Source organism: Niabella terrae (genome assembly GCF_054783135.1).
Genome location: NZ_BAAGRD010000018.1, coordinates 1 through 599, shown reverse-complemented (window position 1 = coordinate 599; position 599 = coordinate 1). Strand labels below are relative to the sequence as shown.

Here is a 599-nt window from a genome sequence, read left to right as displayed (position 1 = left end):
TGGAGCAATCCCACACAGGCTTTTATCAACCGCTATATCGGCAGCTATAAAGTTGTCGTCATTGATGAAGCCCAGCGACTGGAAAATATCGGGCTGAGCGCCAAGATGATCATAGATGCAAAAAAGGATCTCCAATTATTCATTTCCGGGTCCTCCGCACTGGAACTGGCCAATAAAATCAATGAACCGCTGACCGGGCGCAAGTGGGAATACCGTCTTTACCCATTGTCCTGGCAGGAAATAACGGCCTCCCTTTCTTTTGCCCGGACCACCCCACGGCTGGAAGAGTTCCTGATTACGGGCATGTACCCGGAAGTGGTTACCCACCCCCAACAGGCCCGGGAACTGCTCAACAACCTGGCAGGAAGCTACCTGTACAAAGATATCCTGGAATCGGGCGGAGTACGCCGACCTGAAATACTTTTACGCATCCTTCAGGCACTGGCCTGGCAGGTGGGCCATGAGGTGTCATACAACGAGCTGGCACAAACCACCGGCGCTGACAAAGCCACCGTCAGCGCTTATATTGACCTTTTGGAAAAAGCTTTTGTCATTTTCCGGCTCAGGCCGTTTGCCCGCAACCTGCGTAACGAGATCAG

Annotated in this window: 1 protein-coding gene; it reads left to right on the top strand. The window is 52.6% G+C overall.

Annotated elements, in window-relative coordinates:
* A partial coding sequence (locus tag ACYVI9_RS15000) for an ATP-binding protein (protein ID WP_460765939.1) occupies positions 1-599 on the top strand: 599 nt, incomplete at both ends.